Here is a 25,676-nt window from a genome sequence, read left to right on the forward strand (position 1 = left end):
GGGTGCGGCGAAGTGCGGCCGTGCGCGAGGGTAGGGCGCAACGGCAGGGCGGGACGACTGATGTGACGGCAAGGTGGTGGCGGGCGTGCGGGCTGTGGTGTTCGAGGAATTCGGGCGGGTGCCGGAGGTTCGGGAGGTGGCCGATCCGGGATGTCCGCCCGACGGGGTGGTCGTACGGGTGGAGGCGACCGGGCTGTGCCGCAGCGACTGGCACGGGTGGCTCGGGCATGACGACGGGATCACGCTGCCGCATGTGCCGGGTCATGAATTCGCGGGCCGGATCGAGGAGGTGGGTCCCGGGGTCAGCCGGTGGCGGGTCGGCGACCGGGTGACCGTGCCGTTCGTCTGCGCCTGCGGGAGCTGCGCCGCCTGCGCCCGCGGCGACCAGCAGGTGTGCGAGCGGCAGGAGCAGCCGGGCTTCACCTACTGGGGCTCCTTCGCGGAGTACGTCGCCGTCCCGCACGCGGACGTCAACCTGGTGGGGTTGCCCGACGCCATGACGTACGCCACCGCCGCGTCGCTCGGCTGCCGCTTCGCCACCGCGTACCGCGCGGTGGTCGCGCAAGGCCGTACGCGGCCGGGCGAGTGGGTGGCGGTGATCGGCTGCGGCGGGGTCGGCCTGTCGGCGGTGATGATCGCGGTGGCCTGCGGGGCACGCGTGGTGGCGGTGGACACCTCGGCCCAAGCACTCGGCCTGGCACGGAAGTTCGGCGCCTCGGTGGGGGTCGACGCCTCGCGGTCCGATGTCGACACGGCGGAGGCGGTCCGCGCGGCGACCGACGGCGGGGCGCATGTCTCGGTCGACGCGCTCGGCTCCCCCGCCACCTGTGCGGCCTCCGTGGCGGGGCTGCGGCGGCGGGGCAGGCATGTGCAGGTCGGGCTGCTGCCGTCGGGCGGTGTCGCCGTCCCCATGGACCGGGTGCTCGCGCTCGAACTGGAGATTCTGGGCAGCCACGGCATGGCCGCGCACGCGTATCCGGAGATGATGCGGCTGGTCGCGGCCGGGACGCTCCGCCCCGATCTGCTGGTCGGCTCGGTCATCGGCCTGGACGCGGCACCGGGCGCGCTGGCCGCCCTCAGCGACGGGTCGGCCGGCGGCGTCACCGTGATCACGCCGCAGAAGAAGTGAGCGCGGGCGTGGTGGGCCCGGGCCCGGCGGTCAAGGGCACGACGTTGTAGGCGCGGGCTCGACGTTATGGGCGCGGGCGCGGTGTTGCGGGCGCGGGCGCGGTGTCACCCGTACGGACGCGGCGTGCGTCGGCGCCGTCGTGCCGCGGAGCGGTTAGCTTCGGCGAATGCAGAAATGGTCCGGACTTCCGTATCCCCTGGGCGCGACCTATGACGGCTCAGGCACCAATTTCGCCCTCTTCTCGGAAGTGGCGGAGAAAGTCGATCTGGCCGTCATCGACGCGCGCGGGCGTGAACAACGCACCCCGCTGGCGTCGGTGGACGGATCGGTCTGGCACGCGTATCTGCCGGGCGTCGGTCCCGGCCAGGCGTACGGATATCGCGTGCACGGCCCGTACCGGCCGGACAGCGGGCACCGGTGCAATCCGGCGAAGCTGCTGGTGGACCCGTACGCGAAGGCCATCGACGGCCAGCCCGACAGCCACCGGTCGCTGCTCGGTTACCGCGACGACGGCTCGGACGAGCCCGACACCGCCGACAGCCTCGGCCACACCATGCTCTCGGTGGTCGCCGACCCGGCGTTCGACTGGGGCGAGGACCATCTGCCGAAGCGGCCGTACCACGAGTCGGTGCTGTACGAGGCGCACGTCAAGGGCCTGACGGTACGTCACCCGGCGCTGCCGGAGAAGCTGCGCGGCACCTACGCGGGAATGGCGCATCCGGCGATCGTGGAGCACCTGACCGAACTGGGCGTCACCGCCGTCGAATTGATGCCGGTGCACCAATTCGTGCAGGACGGCCATCTGCGCGACCGTGGTCTGTCGAACTACTGGGGCTACAACACCATCGGTTTCTTCGCGCCGCACAACGCGTACTCCTCCAGTGGCACGCGCGGTCAGCAGGTCACCGAATTCAAGGAGATGGTCAAGGCCCTGCACCAGGCGGGCATCGAGGTGATCCTCGACGTGGTGTACAACCACACCGCGGAGGGCAGCGAGCTCGGCCCGACGCTCTCCTTCCGCGGTATCGACAACGCCTCGTACTACCGGCTGGTGGACGACGATCCTCGGCACTGCTTCGACACGACGGGCACCGGCAACAGCCTGCTGATGCGCCACCCCAACGTGCTGCAACTCATCATGGACTCGCTGCGCTACTGGGTGACCGAGATGCATGTCGACGGTTTCCGGTTCGACCTGGCGTCCGCGCTGGCCCGGCAGTTCCACGAGGTGGACCGGCTGTCCGCCTTCTTCGACCTGGTGCAGCAGGACCCGGTGATCAGCCGCGTCAAGCTCATCGCCGAGCCCTGGGACGTCGGCGACGGCGGGTACCAGGTGGGCAACTTCCCCGCTCTGTGGAGTGAGTGGAACGGCAAGTACCGTGACTCGGTACGGGACTTCTGGCGTGGCGCCCCTTCCACCCTGCCGGAGTTCGCCTCCCGGCTGACCGGTTCCTCCGACCTGTACGAGGGCAGCCGCCGTCGCCCGCGCGCCAGCGTCAACTTCGTCACCGCCCACGACGGTTTCACCCTCCGCGACCTGGTCTCGTACAACGACAAGCACAATGAGGCCAACGGCGAGAACGGCAACGACGGGGACGGCAACAACCGTTCGTGGAACTGCGGCGCCGAGGGCCGGACGGAGGACAAGGAGATCCTGGCCCTGCGGGCCCGGCAGCAGCGCAATTTCCTCGCCACGCTCTTCGTGTCCCAGGGCGTGCCGATGCTCGCCCACGGCGACGAGTTGGGCCGCACCCAGCTCGGCAACAACAACGTCTACTGCCAGGACAACGAGATCGCCTGGGTGGACTGGGACCTGGACGAACCCCGGCGCAATCTGCTGGCGTTCACCCAGCGCGTCATCGCCCTGCGCTCCCGGCATCCGGTGCTGCGCCGACGGCGCTTCTTCCGCGGCGGGGACGGCAAGGGCACGCCGGATCTGGTCTGGTTCCGCCCGGACGGCCGCGAGATGGAGGAGGCCAACTGGCTGCGTGAGGACGCGCACGCGGTGGGCGCCTTCCTCAACGGCGACAGCATCCCCGAGCCCGGCCCGCACGGCGAGCGCGTCACCGACGACTCCTTCCTCGTCCTGGTCAACAGCCATGACGAGCAAGTGGACTTCACCGTCCCGGCCGGTGCCTTCGGCGACGGCTGGCAGATCGTCGTGGACACCGCCGTCGAATCCGACACGGGCGGCCCGGACGGACCGGGCATCCCGGCCAACGCGGTGGTGCCGGTGCACGCGCGGTCGATGACCGTCCTGATCCGTCCGCGCACCGACTGAACCGACTGAGCGGCGAGCCGAACGCCCGGCCCGGTGGACTGACTGACGGCCGGGTCGACTGACGGCTGGGCGGGCGCGAGTCCGCTCAGCCGGTCGTCGTCACCGGGGCGCCGGGCGGACCCGGGACACCGTGCGCACCGGGGAGGAGCGCCAGCAGGGCCCGCTTGTCGGGCTTGCCGCTGGGTGCGACCGGCATCGCGTCCAGCACGGTGACGGTGGCGGGCACGGCCGCCTCGCCCAACTCGGCGCGTACGGCGCCGCGCAGGATGTCGGCGGTCGGCGTGCGCCCCACGACGGGTACGACGAAGGCGTGGGCGGCCTCACCGGTCGTCTCGTCGGGGGCCCCGACCACATAGGCCTGGTCGACATCCGGGTGGGCGGCGAGCGCGGACTCGATCGCTCCCGCGTAGTGCAGGATCGCGTTGACGAAGATGACGTCGCGGGCGCGGCCGACCAGGCGCAGATAGCCGTCGTCCGCGAGGGTGCCGAGGTCACGGGTACGGATCCAGCCGTCGCTCACCACCTCGCGGGTCTGTTCCTCGTCCTGCCAGTAGCGCGACATGGCGCCCGCGCTGCGGACCCAGATCTCGCCGGGTGTGCCCGGCCGCACGGGGCGCCCCTGGGGATCGCGCACGCTGACATCGACGCCGGGCATCGGCCGGCCGACCGAGTCCATCACTTGCTCCGGACGCTCGGCCAAATCCTCGGGGGTGAGGAGCGCGAGCATGCCCGTCTCGGTCTGCCCGTACCCCTGGTGGACGGCGGGGCCGAGCCGGTCGGCGGCCTCGGCGAGCCGGTGCGGCGGCAGCGGTGAGCCCGCGACGAGCAGGACGCGCAGGCTGCTGGTGTCGATGTCCTCGGTGCGCAGGGTGTCGAGGATCTGGTAGAGCCGGGGGACGGTGCACAGGCAGGCGGTGATGCGGTGGCGCTGCCAGATCTCCGGGAAGGTGAGCGGCGGTTCGGGGATCACGGCGGTGCCGCCGTCGAGCAGACACAGGGAGAGGTGTTCGAGCATGACGGCGCTGGTGAGGGTGCCGAAGACGAGGTAGCGGCGGTATCCGGCGGCGAGTCGGGCGGTAATCGCGCTCCACCGCGCGGGCTGCCACGACCAGTGTTCGCTGAGCGCGCGGTAGGTCTGGGCGCAGCCCTTGGGGTGGCCGGTGCTGCCGCTGGTCAGGGTGATGAGTCCGATGTCGTCGGGGCGGCCGTGCGCGGTCAGGGCGTCGGGCGATGTGTCCGCCGGTGCGGCCGACAGGTCGCGGTCCACGTCGAGTACGGGGCGGGTGCCCGCCGCCGCCAGAAGCGCGGGGGTCGCGGTCGAGTCGTCGGCGACGACCGCGTCGATTCCGGTGGACAGCACATGGGCGAGCTGGCTCGGCGTCAGTCCGGGGCGCAGCCCTGTGACGCGGCATCCCAGCAGGTGGGCGGCGATCTGGGCGGCGAAGCCGCGCGGGGTGACGGCGGTGGTGACGGCCACTCCCCCGCCGGGGCCGAGTCCGGCCGCCCGCAGTCCCGCGACGCAGCGGCGTACGAGGTCGAGCACCTCGCCGCGGCTGACGGGATGTGACCGGAATTCGAAGGCCGGGGTGCCCGGATCGCGCAGGAAAGCGTCCACGAGTGGCTGGGGAAATACCGATTCGGCCGGATTGTTCACGGCGCTCTCCGATCCGGTGGGGCGGTCACGGGGTCGCGTTTCGGCCGCGGACAACTGCAATGCCGGGAGGGAAACCTCGGCGGGCATATGTGCGCACGGCTCGCACGGCACACGTCGGGCACTTGCGCCGAAGCTGAAATTATCCGCCCGAACACCAAGGACCGCGGTGTGATATGGATCACATCTCTGCCTATAGATGTCTCCTTTAACTCTCAACTACGGTGACTCCGTCCATCTCAGGAGCCGGGAGGCCCAGTGTCCGGAGAAGAGCGGATCGATTACCTCGTCGTCGGTGCGGGACCCGCGGGAATCCAGGCGGCATATTTCCTGGAACGCGCGGGACGCGACTATCTGGTCGTCGAGGCGGGCGCGGCTCCCGGCACCTTCTTCACGAGGTTTCCCAGACACAGGAAACTCATATCCATCAACAAGGTGCACACCGGCTGGGACGATCCCGAGCTGAATCTGCGCACCGACTGGAACTCGCTGCTGTCCGACGAGGGCTCGCCGCTGTTCACCGCGGTCACGCCCCGGTACTTCCCCGACGCCGACGACATGGTCGGCTATCTCGCCGACTTCGCCGGCACCCACCGCCTGCGGATCCGCTACGGCACGCGGATCACCCGTATCTCCCGGCGACCGGCGCAGGACGGCGGCCCGCGCGGGGACTTCGAGACCGTGGACCAGGACGGCACCGTCCGCAGGGCCCGGCGGCTGATCATGGCGACCGGCGTGTCCCGCCCCTACATCCCGCCCATCGAGGGCGTGGAACTGGCCGAGCGGTACGACCTGATGCCGGTCGACCCAGCCGGGTTCACCGGGCAGCGGGTACTGATCATCGGGCGGGGCAATTCGGCCTTCGAGACCGCCGACAACCTCATCGAGACGGCCTCGGTCATCCATGTGGCGGGACCCGGCTCGCTGCGGCTCGCCTGGCAGACCCATTTCGTGGGGCATCTGCGGGCGGTGAACAACAATTTCCTGGACACGTATCAGCTCAAGTCGCAAAATGCCCTGCTCGACGGGGAGATCATGCGCATCACCAGGGACGGCGAGGACGGCCCCTACCGGGTCCCGGTGAAATTCGCGCGGGTGAACGAGGTGGTCAAGGAGATCACCTACGACCGGGTTATCCTTGCCACCGGTTTCCGCTTCGACGCCTCGGTCTTCGCCGGGGAATGCCGCCCGGAACTGACCATCAAGGACAGATTCCCGGCGCAGACGGACGCCTGGGAATCCCCGAACGTACCCGATCTGTATTTCGCCGGCACGATCACTCAGGTGCGGGATTTCAAGAAGTCCACCAGCGGTTTCATTCACGGCTTCCGCTACGGTGTCCGCGCGCTGCACCGCATCCTGGAACAGCGTTACCACGACCGGCCGTGGCCGCGCCGGGAACTGGCCGCCGATCCCGCCGGTCCCGGCGACCGCACCGACCGCACCGACCGCACCGACCCCGCCGGACTCCCCGGGACGATCGCCGAAGCGGTGATCGAGCGGGTGAACCGCAGCTCCGCCCTGTGGCAGCTCTTCGGTTTCCTCGGCGACGCGGTCATCGCCTCCCGAGGATCGTCGGGCGAATCGGTCGGCTATCACGAGGAGGTGCCGGTCGACCATCTCCACCAGGCGGTCGGCGACGGCGTCTTCGGAGACGTCGGCCGCTATCTGACGGTCACCCTCGAATACGGCGCCGACCACGACAAGGTGAATCCGTTCGATATCTCCGTGGGCCGGGTGTCGCAGCAGGCGACCGCCGGGCTCGACGGCCGCTATCTCCACCCGGTGGTGCGGCTGTTCGAGAACGGCAAGCCGGTCGCGGAGCACCACATCACGGAGAATCTGGAGAACGAGTGGGACAGCGAGGAGGTCCACCGCGCCCCGCTCGTCCGCTTTCTGACGGACCATCCCGTCACGGGTGACGCCCCCGTCCCCGCCGCCGACCCGTCGTGAACGGGGTGCTGTCGGCGCTGCGGGACAGGGCCCGCGCCCGACTCGACCCGGTCCACTGGGACTTCTACGAGGGCGGCGCGGGCACCGAGACCGCCCTGGCCGAGAACGAACGCGCCTTCGCCCGGCTGGCCTTGCTGCCCCGGGTGCTGACCGGCACGGGCCACCCGGACACCAACGTGTCGCTGCCCGGCGGCCGGGCGTCGATGCCGGTGGTGGTCTCCCCCACCGCCTTCCACCGGCTGGCCCATCCGGACGGCGAACGCGCCACCGCGCGCGCTGCCGCGGCGGCCGACACCGTACTGATCACCTCGCAGGCGGCCACCACCGCCGTGGACGAGGTCACCGCCGCCGCCCGCTCGGTGCGGTCCGACGCCGTGGTGTGGTTCCAGCTCTATCTCCAGCCGGAGGCCGAGGTCACCGCCGCGCTCGTCCGGCGCGCGGAGAAGGCGGGCTGTACGGCGCTGGTGGTCACGGCGGACTCGCCGGTCTTCGGCCGCCGCGGCCGGGACGAGCGCAACGGCTTCCACGACCTGCCGCCGGGACTGGCCGCCGAGAACATGCGGGATCTGCCCGGCGCGCCGCCCGGCCGCACCCGCGACATCGCGATGTCACCGGCCCTGTCCTGGGACGACCTGCGCCGCCTGCGGGACGTCACCGGCCTGCCGGTCGTGCTGAAGGGCGTTCTGCACCCCGCCGACGCCCGGCGCGCGGTCGACGAGGGCGTACAGGCGCTGATCGTCTCCAACCATGGCGGCCGTCAGCTCGACGCGGCACCGGCCACCGTCGAGGCGCTGCCCGCGGTGGCCGACGCGGTCGGCGGGCGCGTCCCCGTGCTGCTGGACGGCGGGGTGCGCGGCGGCTGCGACGTGGTGGTCGCGCTGGCGCTCGGCGCGGCGGCGGTCGGCATCGGCAGGCCCGTGCTGTGGGGCCTCGCGGCGGACGGCGAGGCGGGCGTGACCGCCGTACTGGAGGAGTTGCGGGCCGAGTTGGCGCATGTGCTGACGCTCTGCGGCAGCGCCGACTGCCGCGGCCCGGCACGCGATCAGGTCGTGGCGCGGGGGGCGAGGGCGTGCTGAGGCGCGCCGGGGCGGCGGCGCTCGCGCTGTCCGTCCCCTATTGGCTGCCGCGGACCGTCGTCGCCCTGCGGGTGTGGGTCTTCGCCCGGATCAACGGCCCGGAGGGCGTGGTCGTCCCCAACCCGGAGGTGGCCGCTGACCGCTTCACCGAGTTGTACGAGCATCCGGCCGCCAGCGGTCGCAGCAAGGGCGCGGCACTGTCCGATCTGTTCTGGTACTGGCTCTCCCCCGGTCCCGAGGTCCACCAGGAGCATCTGGAGCCGGGGCCCCGCTACGACGCCGTCGCCCGGACCACCGCCGCGATCCTCGCCGGGACCAGCGCCGAACTCGCCGCGGCCGCGGCCCGGCGGACGGCGCGGGTGCTGGACGAACTCGTGCCGGGCGACGCCGCGTTGGTGCGGCTGCGAGATCTGATGATGCCGGTCTGGGCGGAGTTCTTCTACGGCCTGGTCTTCCGCGAGCCGTGCCCGCCGCACGCGCGCCGGCTCATCGTGGCCAATGCCGAGGACGTCATCAACTCCCTGAAGAACACCCGCCTTCGGCACATGCGGCGGCGCGAGCGGCTGACCCGCTACCTGCTGCGCAGGCTGGCCGCGGGGGACGTACCGCACGCGCTTCCGCCGGAGTTGGAGTCGCCGAAGGACCGCGCGCACTACCTCCAGGGCACCTTCTTCAACACCGCGGTCGTGCAGATGTCGGAGGCGATGGCGCATCTGCTGCTGATGCTCGCCGCGGAATCCGACGTCCAGCAGCGGCTGGCGGACCACCCCGAGGACGACCGGTACCTGTCCCACGTGATGAACGAGACGCTGCGGATGTACCCGCTGTTCGGCATCGCGCACCGCGTCACGGCCGAGGAGATCGACCTCGGCGGCGGCGCGCGCTATCCGGCGGGCACGGTGCTGTGCTTCGACTATCCCGCCTACCACGCGACGGGGTACGCCGATCCGGACACGTTCGACCCGGAGCGGTGGAATCGGACGTCCGCCAAGCACGCGCACCACATCCCCTTCGGGGTGGCCGCGAACCGGCCCTGCCCCGCCTGGCGGCTCGCCCCGCTGATCATGCGGGCCGCGACCCGCGAGGTGCTGGCCCGCTTCACCCTGCACACCGCGGTGTCGCACACCCGCTCCATCCCGCACCGCGCGCCCTGCCTGCTGGTGCGCCGCGACCGGCCGCTGCCGCGGTACCGGATCTTCGCCGTCCGGGCGTTCCTGCGGGTCCGCGACCGCTGGGAGGACGTCGGCCGCAGTCTGCTCCAACTGGCCTTCGGCACCTGGATGGTGCTGGACGCGCGGCGGCAGCGGCCGGCAGAGCGGTGGTTCGCCGCGCACGACACGCAGGGCCGCCCGCTGACCGGCGCGCGTCCGGGCGGTCACGGCCCGGACGACGACGCGTCCGGCGGGCCCGCGGACCGCTGTCCTCACCCCCACTGACCCCGGCAGTCACAGGCACTGCCTCCCCCCATGAATCCGCACCCGCCGAAGGGCAGCCCGCCATGTCCGCGACCGCGCTCGGCCCCGCCTTCCTGCTCGCCGTCGTCGTCATCCTCCTCACCTGCCGGATCGCCGCCTGGGCGCTGCGCCCGCTCGCCCAGCCGCCCGTCGTGGCCGAGATGATCGCGGGCGTGCTCCTCGGTCCCTCCGTACTCGGCCTCGTCGCCCCCTCGTGGGAGCACGCCGTCTTCCCCGCAGACCTGCGGCCCGTGCTGTACGTGGCCGGGCAACTCGGTCTGGTGCTCTTCATGTTCCAGGCGGGGTACGAATTCCGCGTCGACCGGATCAAACCGGTGGCCAGACCCGCCGCGCTGATCTCGACGGCCGGGATTCTCGTACCGCTGGCACTGGGCACCGCGCTGGTGTGGGCCGTGCGCGATTCGGTGCACACCGCTCCCGCCGGTGTGCCGATGTACGTGGCCGCGCCCTTCGTCGGCGTCACACTGTCGATCACCGCGTTCCCCATGCTGGCCAGGATCATCACCGAACGCGGCCTGACCGACACGGCGTTCGGCACCATCTCGCTCGCGGCCGGCGCGCTGGACGACGTCGTCGCGTGGATTCTGCTGGCGGGCGTCCTCAGCCTGTCGCGCGGCACCTCCGGGCCCGTCGTGCTCGCGGTGGCGGGCGCGGCCGGTCTCGCGGTGGTGCTGTTCGCACTGGTGCGGCTGCGCGCTCCCGCGATCCGGATCGCGGAGCGGCTGCCCTCGGATCAACTGCTGCTGGTGACCTTGCTGTTGCTCTGCCTGGCGGCCTGGTACACCGACCGGATCGGCCTCTACGCGGTCTTCGGCGCTTTCAGCCTGGGCGTCGCGTATCCGAGGGCGCCGAGGATCGACCGTACGCTGGAGGCCGCGGCGCCGGTCAGCCGCGTCCTGCTGCTGCCGCTGTTCTTCACGTACTCCGGGCTGAACACCGACACCGGTCTGCTGACCGACCCGACGCTGCTGCTGTTCGCCGCGGGCTGCACGCTGGCCGCCGTGGTCGGGAAGTTCGGCGCGTGCTGGCTGGCCGCCAGGCTCGCCGGGCAGAGCGGTCCCGTGGCGCTGCGGGTCGGCACGCTGATGAACGCGCGCGGGCTGATGCAGCTCATCGCCATCAACGTCGGGCTGGCGGAGGGCGTGGTGACGCGGTCGATGTTCACCGTGCTCGTCCTGGTCGCGCTGGTGACCACGGTGATGGCCACGCCGCTGCTGGCGCTGTGGGACCGGCGGGACGGCGGCGTCCCGGACGCGCCCGCCGTCCCCGCCGCCCCGCCTCCGTCGAAGGTCTCCGCCGTCAGCGAGTGAGGACGCGGCCTCGCCGCCGGGCCGGACGCGGCGCGGTCAGCGGGGCACGCCGAACGAGCTGAGCGGTGTCGGACGCAGGGGCTTCCCCTGCCAGGACGCCGTGAAGTCGCGGGCGGCGAGCGAGCACGTGAGCGTCAAGTGATGCGGGGTCTCCAGGAATCCCAGCTCGGCGACGAAGGTGTCGGCGTCGGTCCAGCCCGCGCTGACCGCGGTCGGTACGGGGACGGCGGGCCGTTCGGCGACCGCCCAGCCGGTCCCGGCGAAGCGCAGCGCGAACGGCGGCTCGTCCTCGTCCTTCGCCTGGTCGAGCGTGAGGATCCAGCCGTCGCCGTCGGCCGACAACTCCACCGCTGTCAGGCTCGGTTGGGCCTCGGCCTCGCCGTCGCGCGGCGCGAACCGCACCCCGGACCACGCCTCGGTGTCGGCGGGCGCCGCCTCCCCCTCGACCGTCGGGAGGACGAGCCGGGACAGCCGCTCGCGCAGCGCCGCGTCCTCGGCGCTCTCCGCCGCGTCCTGCCCCGCGGCGCTCACCGGCTCCGGCCCGAAGGCGGGCAGCAGGTGCTCCCAGATCATGTCCATCACGGACTGCATGAGATCGGTGTTCGCGGTGATCGCGATCACCACGTCCTGCTCGGGCAGCACGACGCAGAACTGCCCGACCGCCCCGTCACCGCGGTAGCCGTGGCGCGACATCCAGAACTGGAAGCCGTATCCCTGCGCCCAGTCCGAGTTCCGCGCCTCGGGCGAGCCGTCGCTGTTGTCGACGTGCGCGCGGGTCGCCTGCTCGACCCAGGACGCCGGAAGGAGCTGCTCGCCCTCCCACACGCCCTTGTCGAGGTAGAGCTGGCCGAGTCGGGTGACCGCGTCGGTGGCGGCGTGCAGCCCGCTGTAGCCCAGCTCGCGGCCCGCCCTGTCGCGCTCCCACAGCGTCTCGCCGATGCCGAGCGGATCGAGCAGCCGGGGCCGCAGGTACTCGGTCAGCGTCTGTCCGGTGGCGCGCTGGATGATGGCGCCGAGGGTGTACGTGGTGGGCTGGTTGTACGCGAACACCGAGCCCGGCTCGCGGTCCGGCGGGATCAGCAGGAAGCCGCGGACGGGCTCTTCCGCGTCGATCGCGTGCGCCTGGACCACGGTCTCGGACAGGTGACCGCTGGCCATGGAGGCGATGTGCCGCACCTTCATGGCGCGGCTTCCGGGATCGGTGATGTCGGCGTCGAATTCGGGGAAGTAGGAGATGACCCGGGCGTCCAGGTCCAGCAGTCCCTCCTCGATGGCGAAGCCCACGGCCGATCCGGTGAAGCTCTTGCTGATCGAGTAGAGCCGGTGCGGCCGGTCGGCGGTGAAGGGAGCCCACCAGCCGGAGGCGACCACGCGGCCGTGCCGCAGGATCATCAGGCCGTGCGGTTCGACACCGGGCGCCGCCTCGATCGCGTCGAGGAACGCCTGGACTCCGCGGGCGTCGACGCCTTGCGCGGCCGGGCTGCTGACGGGCAGCGGGTGAGCGGTCATCGGGCTTCCTCCTGCTGCTGGATCTTCGACGGCCATCCTCGCCGCGCCCCGGCACGGGTGTCCAGGGGGGGTGTCGTCGGCGGGCCGCCGGACAGATCCGCGCGCGGGGCCGCCGCGTCCCCTCCGCCGGGTCCCGTACGGCCCCGGTGACGCGGCGCGGTCGCGCCGAATAGCGGGCATTCCGCATTCCGAATGGCCGCCATTCGCATAACGGGTGCGGATTTATCGGCGGCCCGACCGTCGAGAACTCCCGCTATTCGTCCCGCGGATGACCGCCTTCCGAAAGACGCGATCGACGCAGATGGGAGGCGTCGATACGTTCATCCCCAACTTGTCGACGGCGCGTTGCCGCCCACGTCGGGCCGTGTTCAGCAATTCGCGCCACGCCGGAGAGGACGTCATGTCACCCCCCCACCCCATGGTGATCGCACCCGCTCCACCCCGTATGAGCCGCCGTCTGCTGACCTGGGTGCTGACCGCCCTGGCCATGCTCACCGTGGTCCCGCTGATGACGGTGACCGCCGCGACATCGGCCACCGCCGCCGAAACCCCCCTCAACCCCAGCCAGTTCCACGGCGTGCACTGGTCGCGCCTCGGGGACAACTTCACCTTCGACAGGCTCGTGCTCCAGGGCCTGTCGGCCAACGACGACTACAACTCCGCCAGGACCAAGGCCGACGGTATGTTCGCCGCGTTCCAGAGCACTCTGGGCGCCAACACCGTGCGGCTGCCGATGAATCCCGCCACGGTCAACTGGAACACCTACAACGCCGTGATCGACGCGGCGACGGCCAAGGGCTTCAAGGTCATTCTCTGTTACTGGTCGGAGGACGGCAGCAACACGATAACCAGCGCTTACCTGCCCACCTGGAATCAGATGTGGGACACGGAGATCGCCCGGTATCTGAGCAATCCGCTCATCTCCTTCGACCCGATGAACGAGCCCGTCGGCATGACCACTCCCCAGTGGCTCGACTTCGCCGCCAACTGGATCGCCCGGGCGAGCGCGGCCGGGCTGCCCAGGAGCCGGATGTTCATCGAGGGCGCCCAGGCCGACGGCGGCGGCTGGGGAAGCGACCTCAGGCCGCTGTGCAACGACTCCCGTTTCAACGGGGTCTATCTCGCGATGCACCGCTACGCCTTCCCCTACGGCGCGCGGTCGTACAGCGACTGGGTCAACGACATCAAGACCTACATGGGCAACTGCTCCTCGCGCACCGTCATCGAGGAGTTCGGCGCCGACGCCGACAACGGCATCAACTACGACGCCACGCCCAGCAGCACCACGCCCAAGGAAGTCGCCTTCCTGCGGGCCGTCACCGATGTCGCCCGCCAGTACAACCTGGGCACGATCTGGTGCCACGGCATCGGCGGCAGGACCACCAGTTCCGACCACGACTCGCTGAACATCCTCAGGCTCTACAGCGCGTACGGCGGCGGCACCCAGAATCTGCCGCTGTGGGTCCCGAACCAGACGGCCGTCAACCGCCTCGAATACGCCTGGGGCGCGTCCGGCGCGAGCACGACCCGGTTGCGCGATGTCGGGTACACCGCGTGCCTCGACGTCCCCGGCGCGTCCCACGTCAATGACGTCCAGCTCCAGGTGGCGGGCTGCGGCGCCGGCGACAATCAGCAGTGGACGCGCCAGTCCAACGGCGCGATCAGCGTCTACAACGGGACGAAGTGCCTGGACGCCCAGGGCTTCGGCAAGACCAACGGCACTCATGTCATCAGCCACGACTGTCTGGGCACCGCCAACCAGCAGTGGCTGTTCTTCTCCGACGGCACGGTCCGCGGCGTCGACTCGCACCTCTGCCTGGACGCCGACCTCTACAGCGCCCAGAACGTCCAGCTCTGGTCCTGCGGGAACGGCACCAACCAGAAATGGCAGCTCCTGTGACGAGGACGCCTGCCGGGCACATGCGCCGCCGGTCGCGGAGACTCCACCCCGCGGCCGGCGGCGCTCGCCGAGTCGGCGGGCGGCGGCACCGCCCGGAGGACGGCGGAAGCCGCCGCTCCGGGCCATTCGCTTAACGGATTGACGCCTCCCGAAACACGAACTTCACACGCACGACTCTTGGCCTTAGCGTCATCCGCATCCTGACAGGCCGATATACGGCGTCCGGAGATCAGGTGTACCGGGGCGTCAGATCAGGTGTACCGGGACGTCCCCATCACTTCACGGAGGAAACATGTCTGCCGGAATTGCGAGCCGAGGATGACGGGCGGGGCGCCGGCGATCGTGGTGCGCAATGTGTCGAAGTCGTTCGGCGGTGTCGCGGCGGTCCAGAATGTGTCCTTCACCGTATCGGGCGGCGAAGTCGTCGCATTGGCGGGTGAAAACGGCGCGGGGAAATCCACGGTGAAGAACATCATCGGCGGAATCCTGCGTCCCGACACCGGGCGGGTCGACTTCGGCGGGCCCGGCGCCGACGCCGACAAGGCGGGTGCGGCGGGCGGTGCGGCGGCCGGAACGGGCGCTGCGAGAAAGCGCTCAGGTGTTGCCACGGTGCACCAGGAGACCAGTCTCTTCCCGGATCTCACGGTCGCCGAGAACATCCTCATCGGCCGGCTGCGCGACGGCCGCTCGCTGACCGTCAGGCCAGGACGCCTCAAGCGGCTCGCGGCGCCCGTCCTGCACCGTGTCGGCGCGCGCTTCGGCCCGGAGGCGCTCGTACGGGACCTGTCCGCCGGGCAGCGGCAGTTGGTGGAGATCGCCAAGGCGCTGGCCACCGAACCGCGGGCCATCGTCTTCGACGAGCCGACCGCTTCGCTCAACCTCGCGGAACGCGAACTGATCATGCGGATCATCGAGCAGTTGCGCGCCGACGGAGTGGCGGTTCTCTACATCTCGCACTACCTGGAGGAGATCGCGCGGCTCAGCCAGCGCATCGTGGTGATGCGGGACGGACAGGTCGTCGGCGACCGCCCGACGAGCGAACTGGACCGCAGCGCGCTCGAAGCCCTCATGGTGGGACGCGAACTCGCCCGGGGATACCCGGCGCTGCCGCGTCCGCGGTCCGAGACCATGCTCTCGGTGCGGGACCTCGACGACGACGCACGCGTCAGCGGGGTCTCGTTCGACATCGCCAAGGGCGAGATCTTCGGGCTCGCGGGGCTGATGGGCTCCGGTCGCACCGAGGTCGCCAGGGCCGTCTTCGGGCTCGGCGGCAGGACCGGGCGGATCGAGATCGCGGGGCAGCCGCTGCGCCGCGGCGACGTCCGCGCGGCCATCGCGGCCGGAATCGCGTTCGTCACCGAGGACCGCGCGCACGAAGGGCTCTTTCTGGAGCGGCCCATTCGGGAAAGTCTCTCCCATGTCGACCTCGGCTCGGTCTCCGCCGCGCGAAAGGGCGGCTGGCTCGACCACCGGGCCGAACGGCGTCTGGCCCAGGAACTCGCCGCCAAGGTCGGGCTCGTCGCCCGCGGCGGCCTGGAATCCGGTGGGAATTCACTCAGCGGCGGAAACCAGCAGAAAGTCGTCATCGGCAAGTGGCTTGCCAGGAAACCACGTCTGATCATTCTGGACGAGCCGACCCGGGGAATCGACGTCGGCGCCAAGGCGGAAATCTACCGTCTTCTCATCGATCTGGCCGACAGCGGATCGTCCATCCTGCTCATCAGTTCGGAAATGGAGGAAGTGCTCGGCCTCAGCCACCGCGTCGGGGTCATGCACGACGGCAGATTGGTTGACATTCTCGACAGGTCCCAGGCCACTCAGGAAACGGTGATCAGGCTCGCCACGGGCGGCGTCCGATGAGAACCCCTTCGTGGCTGTACGACGGCCCCCGCGCGCTGGTGCGGCGACAGCCGCTGCTGCCCGTGCTGGCGGTGCTGCTGATCGTTCTGTCGGCGTCCTACGACGGCTTCGCCGGTACGGCGAACTTCCGCAACATCGCCGTGCAGGCGAGTCCCCTGACCATCGCCGCGGTCGGCGCGACCTACGTGGTCATCACGTCGGGAATCGACCTGTCCGTCGGCTCGATGCTGTTCCTGGCCGCCGCCATCGAGTCCAGCGACGCCCTGATCGGCAGGCCCGCGGGCGTGGTGTTCCTCGCCGTCGCCGCGGCGGGGGTGTGCATGGGGCTGCTCAACGGCGCCGCGGTCGCGACGAGCCGGGTGCCCGCCCTCATCGTCACCCTCGCCACTCTCCAGGTGTTCCGCGGCGCCGGGGGTCATATCACCGGCCAGCAGAACATCAACCTCCCGGCGAATCTGCGGCACATCGGCACATCGGCGGTGCTGGGGGTTCCCGCGCCGGTCTGGCTGGCGGCGGCCGCGGCGCTCGGCGGGGGCTGGGTGTTCAGCCGCACGCTGTTCGGTCGGTATCTCCAGGCGGTGGGTTCCCACCGCGACGCCGCCGTCAACGCGGGCCTGCCGGTGAAATGGGTGACCGTCGGGGCGTACGCGCTGGCCGGGCTGCTGGCCGCGCTCGCGTCCCTCACCCAGACCGGCCGCCTCGGCGCCGTTCAGCCGTCCATCGGCCAGGGCTACGAACTGACGGTCATCACGGCCGTCGTCCTCGGCGGGACGAGTCTGTTCGGTGGCCGCGGCAGCATCACCGGCACCGTCCTGGGCGCCCTCGTCCTCACGACCGCGCAGACCGGTCTGGTGTTCTCCGGGGCCTCTCCCTATGTCTTCGACATCGTCCGGGGCGCCGTTCTGCTCGTCGCTGTTCTCGCCGCCGCCGTCCGGTGGCGCAATCCGGTCCGGCTGTTCGGTCCGACCCGTCCCTCTCCGTCGGACGGCCCCCGGACCGTGCCCGCGGAGGCCGGCGCAACGAAACTGAAGGAGCTCAGATGAAGCCGAACCTGATCACAAGATGCGCGGCCGTCGCGGCCGTGGCCTGCCTGGCGCTGACGGCCTGTGGCTCGTCCTCGAAATCCGGGGCGGGATCGACGTCCGGGGGCAAGCACGGCACGATCGGGGTCAGTTTCGATCTGCTCAACGCGATCCGCACCTCGGAGAAGGTTTCCATCGAGAAGGCGGCGGCAGCGGCCGGTTACAAGGTCGTCTTCTCCGTCGCGGACCAGGACGCGCAGAAGCAGGCGTCGCAGATCCAGGATCTGATCCAGACACGCAAGGTCGACGCGCTCATCGTCATCGCGCAGGACGGGAAGCAGATCGCCTCCTCGATCAGCCTGGCCAAGGCCCGCCGCGTTCCCTTCGTGACCATCGACCGGGCGGTCGCCGACGTACAGGACGTCACGTTCCAGATCACCGGCGACCCCAAGGCGGACGGCAAGCTGGCGGCGGACGAGTTCGCCGCGGCGGGCAAGTCCAAGCCGTTGAAGGTGCTGGAGCTGGTGGGCGCGCTCACCGACCAGAACGCGATCGGCCGCAGGGACGGCTTCGACCACACACTGGACGGCAACCCCGACGTCACGGTGGTCAGCCGGGTCCCCACCAACTGGGACCCGTCCCAGGCGCTGGACGGCACCTCCAACGCGCTGCAGAAGGACTCCGGCATCAACGCGATCTTCGTTCCGTCGGACTTCCTTCTGCCGTCGGTGCAGTCGGCGCTCACCACCGCCAAGCGGCTCGCTCCGATCGGCGACCCCAAGCATGTGTTCCTGGTGACGATCGACGGTGACGAGAACGGCTGCAAGGCCATCAAGGACAAGACCCTCGACGCCGACATAGCCACCCGCGTCGACCAGTTCGGCAAGGAGGCCGTCGCGTCGATCGCCACGGCGCTGGCCAAGCAGACCGTCAACCCCAAGACGGTCCAGAGCGCGGGCGTGACCCTCGACCAGGCCAACTTCGCGGCCGTCAGCTCCCAGGTGTGGGGTTGCGGTGCCTGAGACCGCCGACACCGGATCGCGTCCGGGCCGCCTGTCGTGGCTGCGTGATCCGGCCCGTCGTCCCGCCTGGTTCGGCGATCTGTCGATGCTGCCGGCCCTCGCCGTGCTGATCGCCGTCCTGAGCCTGACCACCGACGGCCTGCTGACGTCGTCGAACATCACCAATGTGTTCAGCCAGTCGGCCGTCGTCGCGATCGCCGCCATCGGCGCGACCTTCGTGATCCTCACCGGCGGCATCGACCTGTCCACCGGGAGCGTGATCGGCGCCAGCGGCGTCGCGGGGGCGTGGGTCATCACCACGACCGACAGCGTCGCGGCGGGCATCACGTTCGCGCTGCTGACCGGGGCGGCCATCGGTGTGCTGGTCGGACTGCTGGTCGCCAGGCTGCCCGTCGTGCCGTTCGCGGTGACGCTCGCGGCGCTGTACGTCGTCAGCGGCGCCATGACGCTGCTCAGCCACGGCAGGACGATCGCCCCCGTCCCGACCGGTTTCGTCGACTTCAGCATCGACGGGCCCGGCGGTGTGCCGTACGCCGTGTGGATGACGGTCGGGCTGTACGTGGTCGCACAGGTCGCCCTGACGCGGACGGCGTGGGGCCGCCGGGTCCTGCTGCTGGGAGCCAGCGAGGAGGTCGCCCGGATCAACGGGGTCAACGTCCCCCTCATGAAGACCAGCGTGTACGCGGTGGCCGGTCTGTTCTCGGCGCTGGCCGGTGTCGTGCTGACCTCGGAACTGGCCGGGGCGGGAGCGAGCATGGGCAGCCCCCTGCTGCTCAACGTCGTCGGCGGCGTGGTCCTCGGCGGCACCAGTCTGTTCGGCGGTCGGGGCAGCCTGCTGCGCACCGCGACAGGGGTGCTGTTCCTCGGCTTCCTCTCCAACGGCATGAGCCTGCTCGGACTGGCCTCCTACGACCAGCAGATGGTGACCGGCGCGCTCATCTTCGTCGCCGCTTGCGGGGACGGTCTGGTGCGCTGGGTACGCCCACGATCGGCCACCGCCTGACCGCCGCCGTCACAGCCGCCGTACCTCACTCAACAACTCGACCCATGGACGAAGAAGCAGGCGATCAATGAGATTCACCCACAAAGTCGCGGTGGTCACCGGCGCCAACTCCGGTATCGGCCGGGCCACCGCCGTGCGGCTGCTGGCCGAAGGCGCCCAGGTGCTCGCGGTCGACCTCCGCCACGACGCACCGTGGCCCGAGCCCGACCGCGACCGGCTGAGCACGCTCACCCTCGATGTCGCGGCGGCGGACGCCGCCGACGTCCTGACCGACACCCTGCGGTCGCGCTTCGGGCGCGTCGACGTGCTCGCCAATGTGGCGGGCATCCTGCGCATCGCGCCCTTCCTCGACGTGAGCCGCGCCGACTGGGACCGCGTCCTCGCGGTGAACCTGACGGCGCCGTTCTTCCTCGCCCAGGCGGTGGCGCGGATGATGGTCGACACGAAGACTCCCGGACGCGTCGTCAACGTCTCGTCGGTGCACGCCGTCGTCTCCGAACCGGGCGCCGCGCCGTACACCGCGACCAAGGGCGGTCTCGAGGCGATGACGCGGACCATGGCGTCCGAACTCGCCCCGCACGGCATCACGGTCAACTGCGTACGGCCGGGGCCGGTGCGTACCGGCATGAGCGACCCGATCTACACACCCGCCGTCGAGCGGGCGCTGGAGTCCCGCGTGCCGCTGGGCATCGCGCCGCCCGAGTGGATCGCGGCGGCCATCTGCTACCTGGCGTCCGACGAGGCGTGCTACACCACCGGAGCCGGTCTCGATGTCGACGGAGGGTACGCGATGGACGGCGCGCTTCCCGGATTGGCGTACTCGTGAGCGCCCGGGAGCCGCGGGTCGCGGTGGTCACCGGGGCTGCGTCCGGCATCGGCCGGGCCACGGCGCTCCGGTTGGCGGACACCGGATACGACCTCGCGGTGCTGGACATCGACGCCGACGGGCTGGCGCGGACCTGCGCGGAGATCGAGAAGGCGGGGGGTACGGGCCGCGCCTTCCCCGTCGACCTGCGCGATCCCGACGCGGTCGGCTCGGTCACCAGGGAAGTCGCCGTCACGCTGGGGACGCCCGCGCTGCTGGTGAATGTCGCGGGCACCGGACTCGCCGCGACGGTGCTGGAGACCAGCGACGAGGACTGGGACCGCGTCCTGTCGGTCAATCTCACCGGGCCCTTCCTCACCACCCGCGCGATGCTGCCGCTCATGCTCGACAACGGCGGTGGCGTGGTCGTCAACGTCGCCTCGGTCGCGGGCCAGGTCGGCCTCGCCCGGCGGGCCGCGTACTGCGCCTCCAAGGCGGGGCTGGTCGGGCTGACCCGGGCCATCGCGGTGGACCACGCCAAGGACGGTATCCGGTGCGTTGCGGTCTGCCCCGGCACCGTCGCGACCGAGTGGATCGACAAGATCGTCGCGAACGCCCCCGATCCGCTCGCGGCCCGGCAGGCGATGGCCGCCCGCCAACTGGACGGACGGCTCGGCTCGCCCGAGGAGATCGCCGCCACGATCGCCTTCGTCGCGGGCCCGGACGGCCGCTTCATCAACGGCGCGGCGCTGATCGTCGACGGCGGCCTGACCGCGGCGTGAGCCGTCCTCGGAAGGGGACCGGCCGTACGCCGGGGAGTGACGGTCCGGGGTCCGCCGGGGCCGCCTCTCGCGGACGACGCCGTCCGAGAGAGGCGGCCCCGGTACCCGGCCGGACCGCGCTGATCAGGCATTGATGTCCCGCACGCCCGTAGTGGCCCGGGGGGCGATCGGGTAATTTGGCCGCACACGAAAGGAACCGTCAGTGACCCTGTCCACAGGTGACAACGACGTCCCGTCCGAGCAGGGGACGACGGTTCCCCGCGACGCGATGTCTCTGCAGACAGCGTGGCTGCGCAGCTTCCTCGCGGTCGCCGACCGGGGCGGATTCGGCACCGCCACGCATACTCTGCACCTTTCGCAGTCGCGGGTCAGCGCGCACATAGCGGCGCTGGAACACGCCCTGGGGGTCACGCTCTTCGACCGCAAGGCCCGCCCGGTCTGCACCACGCAGGCGGGTGACCTCTTCTACGGTCACGCGCGGGCGGCGCTCCAGGAACTCCAGCGCGGTGTCGACGCCGCCCGCAGTACGCAGGACCAGATCGTCGCCCACCTCACCGTGGCCAGCTACCCGTCGGTCAGCTCCACCTATCTCCCGACGCTCCTCCAGGTCCTCAAGGCCGACCATCCCGGTCTCACCGTCGAGCTCTGGGAAGGGACCGCGGCCACGTTGGAGGAGGCCGTCGCGACGGGCACGGTCGACATCGCCTTCCGGCCGACGCTGCCGAAGATGCGCGAGCCCACGCTGTGCCACCGCACGATCTGGCGGGAGGACATCGTCGCGGTCATGCGGGACAACGATCCGCTGGCGACCAAGGCGACCGTCCGCGTGGACGACATCCTCTCCCGGCCCCTCATCGGCAATCCGGCCGGTTCCGAGGAGGAGGGCGGCGGCTACGACCTGCGGCACATGCTCGGGGAGTACGAGTCGAAGGCGGACATCGCCTATCTCACCGATCATCCCGCCACGCTCATCGCCCTTGTCCGGTCGGCGTTCGGCATCGGGATCATCAACCAACTGGCCGTGGAGACAACGACGACGGACGGTCTCACCGTCCGCCGTATCGAGTCGCCCACCGCCCACCGGGACGTCGCGCTGTTCTGGCCCCGCCGGCGTTCGAGCAACGCGGCCGTCTGCGCCTTCCTCAACGCGCAGGGCCGCACGCCGCTCCCGGCGAGCGTACGGCCCCTTCCGCCGACGGCCTGAGCCGGTCGCCCGGACGCCGCCGCCGTACGCGCCCGGAGCGGCCTTCCCGTCTCAGCCGCGGAAGGCCGCCACGGGGACGCCGCGCGTGTCCGTGGCGACGACGAAGACGGAGCCGGACAGCGGGGAGCGCTCCAGATCCTCGGCGGACAGGCCCTCGCGGGCCGAGGTGACGTACAGCCTGCCGTCGGCGCCGAAGGCACAGCTCGTGGGCTGCGGGACGGGCACCGGTACGCGTCCGATCACGCGGCCCGCCGGGTCGTAGCGCCGTACCTCGGCGCCGCCGTGCATGGCTGTCCAGAAGCAGCCGTCGACGTCGACCGCCAGGCCGTCGGGGACCCCGGAGCCCTCGGTCTTCGTCAGGACCTCAAGGCCGCCCAGTTCCCCGGAGTCGGCGTCGAACGCGCTGCGGTAGAGCAGTCGGGCGTAGCTGTCGGCCAGGTACATCACGGTGTTGTCGGCGTTCCAGCCCAGTCCGTTCGGCAGGACCAGCCCGTCCGCGACGACGACGCTCGGGGCGTCTGCGTCCCAGCGGTGGAGCCGTCCCTGGCCGGGGGCGAACCGCATGTCGTTGCTGCCCGCCCAGAACCGTCCGCGGGCGTCCACCTTGCCGTCGTTCATCCGCAGGTTCGGCTCCGGCAGGACCGGGTCGACGACGGTGGTCACGCCGTCGACGAGGAAGCCGAATCCGCCGGCCACGGCGGCGGCGAACCCGTCGTCGTGGGCCCGCGGCGCGACCGCGCCCACCATGACACCGACCTCCGTCACGGTCTGCCGCCCGGTGGCCAGGTCGTCCTCGTAGACCGTGCCGCCGTAGATGTCGACCCACACCAGCCGGCCGGTCCTGGGGTCGAAGACAGGGCCCTCCCCCACCTCGGAGGTGTCGCTGCGCACCGCGACATCCAGATCGGTGTAGGTCCGCACACTGCCCATGACGACTCCGTTTCCGCGTGACTTCCACGTTTTCCCGCGTGTTCTTCGGCCGCGTGCCTCTTCTGCGTGCTGTTCCGGGCGGTCGCGGCGGCCCCTGCCGGACAACTTCGCCCGCGGCCGTGGCCACTGTCAACGGCGGATAGCGGATGGCGGGGATCCGGGCCGCGAATGGGCCGTTTCCCATGGTCACGCGCGGCCCAATTCACCACGGTGGCACGGCGATCGTTCACCCCGGCCGGGGCGCGTGCAGCACGGCTCTGATGAAGGCGCGGGCCGCCGCGCCCAGCGGCCGTTCGGAATGCCACCGGGGCCCTCGCCAGGTCCTGAGCCCGCACGGGGACCTCGCACGGGACCCCGAGCAGGACCCTGCACGGGGACCCCTCACAGATAGGCAGGCAACCTGCTAATCTATTCGACAGGCAGCCTGCCTATTCAGGGCCGCTGCGACCCGCCCTGGACCGCGCCCGAACGCGGGCGGCAGGGGACCGGCGGGCGCGGGACGCGAGAGGAGTCACGCGGTGAAGGTCATCGCACGCGGTGCCGTACCGGTCAGCGGGGCGCCCGGCGACGGGCGGGGAAAGCCCTTCGGCGCGCGCTTCGTGACCCCGCTGTACACGGGGGCCGCGCTCAATCCGGTCAACAGCTCCGTGATCGCGACGGCTCTGGTCCCCATCGCCGCCTCGCTGGACATACCGGTCGGGCGGACCGCGATCCTGATTTCGAGCCTCTATCTGACCAGTGCGATAGCGCAGCCCGCGGCCGGACGGCTGGCGGAGGTGTTCGGCCCGCGCCGGGTGTTCCTGACCGGCACACTCATCGTGCTCGCCGCGGGCGTGATCGGCGCGATCGCCTGGAATCTGCCCGTCCTGGTGCTCTCCCGCGTCCTGATCGGCGCGGGCACGTCCGCCGCCTACCCCTCCGCGATGCTGCTGATCCGCCGCCGGGCGACCGCGGTCGGTCTCCAGGATCCGCCGGGCAACGTCCTCGGCGGTCTGGCGGTCGCCGGTGCGGCCACCGTGGCGATCGGCCCGGCCGTGGGCGGGCTGCTCGTCGGCGGGCTCGGGTGGCAGACCGCGTTCCTGGTCAACGTGCCGGCCGCCGGTGCCGCCTTCGCGATGGCGCTGCTGTGGATCGACAAGGACCCCGCCCGCGCCGGGGGCCGCTCACCGCGCGAGTTGGCCGTACGCATCGACGTCGTCGGCATGGCGGGCTTCGCGGGCGCCCTCACCTCGCTCCTGGTCTTCCTGACCGGGCTGCCCACGCCGGACTGGACCGCGCTGGCGGCCGCGGTCGTCCTGGCGGGAGCACTCGTCGCCTGGGAACTGCGGGCCGCCCGTCCGTTCCTCGATGTGCGGCTGCTCGCCTCGAAGCCCGCGCTGACCCGCACGTATCTGCGCAACGGGCTGACGCTGATGGGCACTTATGTGATCCTCTACGGTCTGACCCAGTGGCTGGAGGCCGCGCACGGGCTGTCCGCGTACCAGGCGGGCCTGGTCCTCGTCCCGATGGGCGCCCTGTCGGCCGTCACGGCCCGGATCGCCTCGCGCCGCACATCGGTGCGGGGCGTGCTGATCGGCTCCGCGGTCCTGCTGCTGCTCGGCGCGGCGGCCGCCCTGCCGCTCACGGCGCACACACCGGTCGCCGCCGTCGTCGCCGTCACCGCGCTGTTCGGCCTCACCTCGGGGGCGAGCACCGTGGCCAACCAGACGGTCCTCTACCGCGAGTCCCCGCCCGAGAGCGTCGGCACGGCCTCGGGGCTGCTGCGCACCTTCGGGTACATCGGCTCGATCGCCTCGGCGGCCATCACCGGGATCGCGTTCCACAGCCGCGTCGACGACACCGGCCTGCACCGTATCTCGTGGTCGCTGGTCGCCATCGGCGCCGTCGTCCTCCTCATGACCGTCTTCGACCGCCACCTGGCCGGTGTCCGACAGGGCTCCGCGGCGGCGGTCGATCCCCCCGTCCGACACGACCACACCGCTGAACCGCACCGCTCAGGTGATCCGCGTCTCTCAGAAAGTACCGACATGACCACCCCCGCCCAGCCCGTCGTCGCCTCCCGTACCGCCCTGTTGCTGATGGACTTCCAGCCCGCGGTCCTGGCCGCCGTTCCCGACGGCGAGGCCGTGCTCTCCCGCGCCCAACAGGCCCTGGCCTGGGCACGTTCGCTGGACATCCGCGTCGTCCACGTCCGCGTCGCCTTCGCACCGGAGGACTTCGCCGCCGTGCCCGACCGCAACAAGTCCTTCGCCCCCGTCGCCCGGCACGGATTCCTCGCCGACGGCAGCCCGGAGGCGGACCTGCACGACGCGCTCGACGTACGGAAGGGCGACATCGTGGTGCGCAAGGTCAGGGTCGGCGCGTTCTCCGCCGCCACCGGACTCCACCCGACGCTGCTCGGCCAGGAGATCGACACCCTCGTCCTCGCCGGGCTCTCCACCTCGGGCGTGGTGCTCTCGACCGTGCGGCACGCCGCCGACGAGGACTACCGGCTCTACGTCCTCAAGGACGCGACCGGCGACCCCGATCCGGAGGTCCACCGCGTGCTGACCGAGAAGGTGTTCCCGAGCCAGGCGGACGTCATCACCACCGATGATCTGTCCGCGCTCGGCAAGCAGGCTTGAGCCCCGCTCCCGACGTGAAGTCGGTATCCGGAAATCGGATCGGGCCCATATGCGATACGGGTCGGCGGTGTTGTCCGGGCAGTGCCCCGCCTCCCGGCTCTGAACTGGGCCGATCCGCTTTCCGAATAGGGCTGTTCCGA

At 71.1% G+C, this 25,676-nt stretch carries 19 protein-coding genes; 15 read left to right on the forward strand and 4 right to left on the reverse strand.

The window, feature by feature from the left end; genetic code table 11:
• The first annotated feature begins 85 nt into the window (after window positions 1-85).
• Together ACFY9V_RS17515 and glgX are read left to right on the forward strand one after the other, a co-directional pair.
• Window positions 86-1,129: an alcohol dehydrogenase catalytic domain-containing protein gene (locus tag ACFY9V_RS17515; protein WP_391161817.1), complete on the forward strand. Its 1,044-nt coding sequence runs from the start codon at window positions 86-88 to the stop codon at window positions 1,127-1,129.
• Window positions 1,130-1,295: 166 nt separating this feature from the next.
• Window positions 1,296-3,410, forward strand: a complete 2,115-nt coding sequence (gene glgX / locus ACFY9V_RS17520; protein ID WP_391161818.1) for a glycogen debranching protein GlgX — start codon at window positions 1,296-1,298, stop codon at window positions 3,408-3,410.
• 85 nt (window positions 3,411-3,495) lie between these two features.
• Here glgX and ACFY9V_RS17525 read toward each other — a convergent pair whose 3' ends face one another.
• The gene (locus ACFY9V_RS17525; RefSeq protein ID WP_391161819.1) at window positions 3,496-5,025 is read right to left on the reverse strand and encodes an AMP-binding protein; all 1,530 of its coding nucleotides are present in this window, start codon (window positions 5,023-5,025) and stop codon (window positions 3,496-3,498) included.
• 294 nt (window positions 5,026-5,319) lie between these two features.
• Between ACFY9V_RS17525 and ACFY9V_RS17530 the strand changes: the two genes are divergently transcribed.
• The 4 genes from ACFY9V_RS17530 (at window position 5,320) to ACFY9V_RS17545 (ending at window position 10,875) form a co-directional block, all read left to right on the forward strand.
• A complete protein-coding gene (locus tag ACFY9V_RS17530; RefSeq protein ID WP_391161821.1) occupies window positions 5,320-7,014 on the forward strand; it encodes an NAD(P)-binding domain-containing protein in 1,695 nt (564 codons plus the stop codon).
• Window positions 7,011-8,090 carry an alpha-hydroxy acid oxidase gene (locus tag ACFY9V_RS17535; protein ID WP_355349069.1) on the forward strand — a complete coding sequence of 360 codons (1,080 nt, stop codon included), beginning with the start codon at window positions 7,011-7,013 and terminating at the stop codon, window positions 8,088-8,090. Before ACFY9V_RS17530 ends, ACFY9V_RS17535 begins: the two co-directional genes overlap by 4 nt.
• Window positions 8,084-9,526, forward strand: coding sequence for a cytochrome P450 (locus ACFY9V_RS17540; protein ID WP_391161822.1), 1,443 nt, complete (start codon window positions 8,084-8,086; stop codon window positions 9,524-9,526). The genes ACFY9V_RS17535 and ACFY9V_RS17540 overlap by 7 nt, the downstream gene beginning before the upstream one ends.
• 62 nt (window positions 9,527-9,588) lie before the next feature.
• Complete coding sequence (locus ACFY9V_RS17545) at window positions 9,589-10,875, forward strand: cation:proton antiporter (RefSeq protein ID WP_391161823.1); 1,287 nt, start codon at window positions 9,589-9,591, stop codon at window positions 10,873-10,875.
• 36 nt (window positions 10,876-10,911) lie between these two features.
• Here the strand turns inward: ACFY9V_RS17545 and ACFY9V_RS17550 are convergent, their stop codons facing one another.
• The gene (locus ACFY9V_RS17550) at window positions 10,912-12,384 is read right to left on the reverse strand and encodes a serine hydrolase (RefSeq protein ID WP_391161824.1); all 1,473 of its coding nucleotides are present in this window, start codon (window positions 12,382-12,384) and stop codon (window positions 10,912-10,914) included.
• A gap of 445 nt (window positions 12,385-12,829) precedes the next feature.
• Here ACFY9V_RS17550 and ACFY9V_RS17555 point away from each other — a divergent pair, with 445 nt between their 5' ends.
• On the forward strand, window positions 12,830-14,284 hold the full coding sequence (locus ACFY9V_RS17555) for a ricin-type beta-trefoil lectin domain protein (RefSeq protein WP_391161825.1): 1,455 nt from the start codon (window positions 12,830-12,832) through the stop codon (window positions 14,282-14,284).
• Window positions 14,285-14,535: 251 nt separating this feature from the next.
• Here ACFY9V_RS17555 and ACFY9V_RS17560 read toward each other — a convergent pair whose 3' ends face one another.
• A complete protein-coding gene (locus tag ACFY9V_RS17560; RefSeq protein ID WP_391162235.1) occupies window positions 14,536-14,760 on the reverse strand; it encodes a hypothetical protein in 225 nt (74 codons plus the stop codon).
• Here ACFY9V_RS17560 and ACFY9V_RS17565 point away from each other — a divergent pair.
• From ACFY9V_RS17565 to ACFY9V_RS17595, 7 genes are all read left to right on the forward strand, one after another.
• Window positions 14,678-16,144 carry an ATP-binding cassette domain-containing protein gene (locus ACFY9V_RS17565; RefSeq protein ID WP_391162207.1) on the forward strand — a complete coding sequence of 489 codons (1,467 nt, stop codon included), beginning with the start codon at window positions 14,678-14,680 and terminating at the stop codon, window positions 16,142-16,144. The two genes, ACFY9V_RS17560 and ACFY9V_RS17565, sit on opposite strands and share 83 nt — an antisense overlap.
• Entirely contained in the window at window positions 16,141-17,187 is a 1,047-nt protein-coding gene (locus tag ACFY9V_RS17570) for an ABC transporter permease (RefSeq protein ID WP_391161826.1), read from the forward strand. The genes ACFY9V_RS17565 and ACFY9V_RS17570 overlap by 4 nt, the downstream gene beginning before the upstream one ends.
• Entirely contained in the window at window positions 17,184-18,188 is a 1,005-nt protein-coding gene (locus ACFY9V_RS17575; protein WP_391161827.1) for a substrate-binding domain-containing protein, read from the forward strand. The genes ACFY9V_RS17570 and ACFY9V_RS17575 overlap by 4 nt, the downstream gene beginning before the upstream one ends.
• Window positions 18,181-19,191 (forward strand): ABC transporter permease, encoded by a 1,011-nt coding sequence (locus ACFY9V_RS17580; RefSeq protein ID WP_391161828.1) that lies wholly within the window; start codon window positions 18,181-18,183, stop codon window positions 19,189-19,191. Before ACFY9V_RS17575 ends, ACFY9V_RS17580 begins: the two co-directional genes overlap by 8 nt.
• 67 nt (window positions 19,192-19,258) lie before the next feature.
• Window positions 19,259-20,017: an SDR family oxidoreductase gene (locus ACFY9V_RS17585; RefSeq protein WP_355349045.1), complete on the forward strand. Its 759-nt coding sequence runs from the start codon at window positions 19,259-19,261 to the stop codon at window positions 20,015-20,017.
• A complete protein-coding gene (locus ACFY9V_RS17590; protein WP_355349042.1) occupies window positions 20,014-20,778 on the forward strand; it encodes an SDR family oxidoreductase in 765 nt (254 codons plus the stop codon). Before ACFY9V_RS17585 ends, ACFY9V_RS17590 begins: the two co-directional genes overlap by 4 nt.
• Window positions 20,779-20,980: 202 nt before the next feature.
• A complete protein-coding gene (locus ACFY9V_RS17595) occupies window positions 20,981-21,982 on the forward strand; it encodes a LysR family transcriptional regulator (RefSeq protein WP_355349039.1) in 1,002 nt (333 codons plus the stop codon).
• A 51-nt stretch (window positions 21,983-22,033) separates the two neighbouring features.
• Here the strand turns inward: ACFY9V_RS17595 and ACFY9V_RS17600 are convergent, their stop codons facing one another.
• Window positions 22,034-22,912: an SMP-30/gluconolactonase/LRE family protein gene (locus ACFY9V_RS17600; protein ID WP_391161829.1), complete on the reverse strand. Its 879-nt coding sequence runs from the start codon at window positions 22,910-22,912 to the stop codon at window positions 22,034-22,036.
• A 518-nt stretch (window positions 22,913-23,430) separates the two neighbouring features.
• On the opposite strand from ACFY9V_RS17600, the gene ACFY9V_RS17605 reads away from it, so the two are divergent.
• Window positions 23,431-25,536 carry an MFS transporter gene (locus tag ACFY9V_RS17605; protein WP_391161830.1) on the forward strand — a complete coding sequence of 702 codons (2,106 nt, stop codon included), beginning with the start codon at window positions 23,431-23,433 and terminating at the stop codon, window positions 25,534-25,536.
• Window positions 25,537-25,676: the final 140 nt, after the last annotated feature.

Origin of the sequence: Streptomyces sp. NPDC008317, assembly GCF_042955955.1 — a bacterium.
Classification (GTDB): Bacteria; Actinomycetota; Actinomycetes; order Streptomycetales; family Streptomycetaceae; genus Actinacidiphila.